This is a genomic window from Streptococcus suis (assembly GCF_029616525.1).
Taxonomy (GTDB): Bacteria; Bacillota; Bacilli; order Lactobacillales; family Streptococcaceae; genus Streptococcus; species Streptococcus suis_AF.
Genome location: NZ_JANFME010000043.1, coordinates 1 through 3,025, shown reverse-complemented (window position 1 = coordinate 3,025; position 3,025 = coordinate 1). Strand labels below are relative to the sequence as shown.

Below are 3,025 nucleotides of genomic sequence, written 5' to 3'. Positions count from 1 at the left end.
GGGTTTTCGGTCTGTACTGAAATCAAGGTATTATTGGGAATCCCAGCTTAAATCATAGATACCGTAAGGGATTTTATTCTTTATTTAAAACTTTGCAACAGAACCAAGTTAATACTGTTGCAGGATAAGCTACATATTCATATTTATCAAAAATACTAGACAAAATAATCACTCCTTTTTTGTATATTTACATGGTATCATTTGCCACACACAAAATCAACATTTACTTAACATTTTTATAACATATTTCAAAAATATATGATTACATATTATTATCTGGGTATATTTATATAAACTCTTTCTACCTTGTCGCTATAACAAGATAGAAAGCTTTTTAAGGGGTATTAGCACTACTGACACACTAAATACTATACAAGCTATAAAAAGCTCTTAAAACCGAAATAGAAGCCTTAAAAGTTGCAATTAATAAAATTAGCACTTTATGATATAATGGCGTTGTTATAAAAAAAATAATAGAAAGGAAAGGAAGGCAGATGAGATAACAGATCAGTTACTTTACTTTTACCAGAAAGGGTGTAAGCTAAAACTTAGGCTAGCCATTGCGCTAGCGACTTGGTACAATAAGGTGGCAATTGAATTATATTAATAATCGATAGGAGGTAGAAGCAAATGAAATCTACAACTATAGTAACATTTAAAGAACTCCATGTATAGGTGGCTGTGACAAGCTTTACATGGAGTAGAATAATTATTGTCCAAAGCCACCTTTGCAATTGCTAGTACTAACGCAAAGGAGGATATGAAAATGCAATACAAAATAATTAATGGTGCCGTTTACTATGATGGTAATATGGTGTTGGAAAACATCGGTATTGAAATCAATGATAATGAAAAGATTGCTATTGTTGGTAGAAATGGATGTGGAAAAACAACCTTGCTAAAAGCTATTATAGGCGAAATTGAATTAGAAGAAGGAACTGGTGAAAGTGAGTTTCAAGTAATAAAGACCGGTAACCCTTATATTAGCTATTTAAGACAGATGCCTTTTGAAGATGAAAGTATATCAATGGTGGATGAAGTCCGTACGGTATTTAAGACGCTTATTGATATGGAAAACAAGATGAAACAGCTGATAGATAAAATGGAGAATCAATATGATGATAAAATCATCAATGAATACTCTGATATCAGTGAAAGGTATATGGCTCTTGGAGGTCTAACCTACCAAAAAGAATATGAAACGATGATTCGTAGTATGGGTTTTACTGAAGCAGATGATAAAAAACCCATTTCTGAATTTTCAGGTGGTCAGCGAACTAAGATAGCTTTTATAAAAATACTTTTAACAAAGCCAGACATTCTATTACTTGATGAACCTACTAACCACCTTGATATAGAAACAATACAATGGTTGGAGAGTTATTTGAGAAGTTATAAATCTACATTGGTTATTATTTCCCATGATAGAATGTTTCTTAATCGAATTGTGGATAAGGTTTATGAAATCGAATGGGGAGAGACCAAATGTTATAAAGGTAATTATTCAGCCTTTGAGGAGCAAAAACGAGAAAATCATATCAAACAGCAAAAAGATTACGACTTGCAACAGATAGAAATTGAAAGGATTACACGCTTGATTGAACGTTTTCGTTATAAACCTACGAAAGCTAAAATGGTGCAATCTAAAATTAAATTATTACAGCGTATGCAAATATTAAATGCACCAGACCAATACGATACAAAAACTTATATGTCTAAATTTCAACCGAGAATCAGTAGTTCAAGGCAAGTATTAAGTGCTTCAGAACTTGTGATAGGCTATGATACTCCTCTTGCAAAGGTTAATTTCAACCTTGAAAGGGGACAGAAGCTTGGAATTGTTGGGAGTAATGGTATTGGTAAATCCACGTTGCTTAAAACACTTATGGGTGGTGTGGCAGCATTGTCTGGAGATTTTAAATTCGGATACAATGTTGAAATTAGCTATTTTGACCAACAGCTTGCTCAAATCAGTGGAGATGATACACTATTCGAAATTTTTCAAAGCGAATACCCTGAGCTAAATGACACAGAGGTCAGAACTGCTCTTGGCTCATTTCAGTTTAGTGGAGATGATGTTTTTAGACCGGTGTCCTCTTTGTCAGGTGGAGAAAAGGTTAGATTGACATTATGTAAATTATTATATAAACGTACTAATGTTTTAATCTTAGATGAACCGACAAACCACATGGATATTATTGGAAAAGAGAATTTAGAGAATATCTTATGCAGTTATCAAGGTACAATTATTTTTGTGTCACATGATAGATATTTTACTAATAAGATTGCTGACAGATTACTTGTTTTTGATAAGGATGGTGTAGAGTTTGTACAATCTACTTATGGTGAGTACGAGAAAAAAAGGATGAATTCTGAAAAGCCATTTAATAACATTAAAGTTGAGCAGAAAGTAGAGAAAAATAACACAGTAAAAGGCGATCGTAACTCCATTGAGAAGGAGAAGGTTAAGAAGGAGAAACGAATTGAAAAGCTTGAAGTGTTAATAAATCAATATGATGAAGAATTAGAAAGATTGAATAAAATCATTTCTGAACCAAACAATTCTTCTGATTATATAGTACTGACGGAAATACAAAAATCAATTGATGATGTTAAAAGGTGTCAGGGTAATTATTTTAATGAATGGGAACAGTTGATGAGAGAATTGGAAGTTATGTAATTTTTGAGTTATGCAATAAGGATGTAAAAGTGTTAATGATACATTCTGGTTGTTGAAAATGTAAAAAAATTAATGAATTTTTATTAGATATAATCGCTATGTGAAGACCTTTTGAGTTTGCCGCATAGCGGTTTTTATTATCTATACTTTGGAATTGTCAAGAAAAGTGTAGTCGTATAAACTCACTAAATTTCCTTTGATTGTTATGCTGCCAGAAGTTGTTCTTCCAGTAGCCCTCTGTAGGTTCTGTTGCAAAGTTTTAAATCTACTATCAAATAAGGTAGAATAATAGAAAAAGATAGCAGGAGGAATGACGATGAATCATTTTAAAGGAAAGCAATTTCA

Annotated in this window: 1 protein-coding gene; it reads left to right on the top strand. The window is 32.2% G+C overall.

Translation table 11 applies throughout. The features are described 5' to 3' along the window. Positions 1-712 precede the first annotated feature (712 nt). Positions 713-2,680: an ABC-F type ribosomal protection protein OptrA gene (optrA, locus tag NOL38_RS10320; protein ID WP_099810410.1), complete on the top strand. Its 1,968-nt coding sequence runs from the start codon at positions 713-715 to the stop codon at positions 2,678-2,680. Positions 2,681-3,025 lie beyond the last annotated feature (345 nt).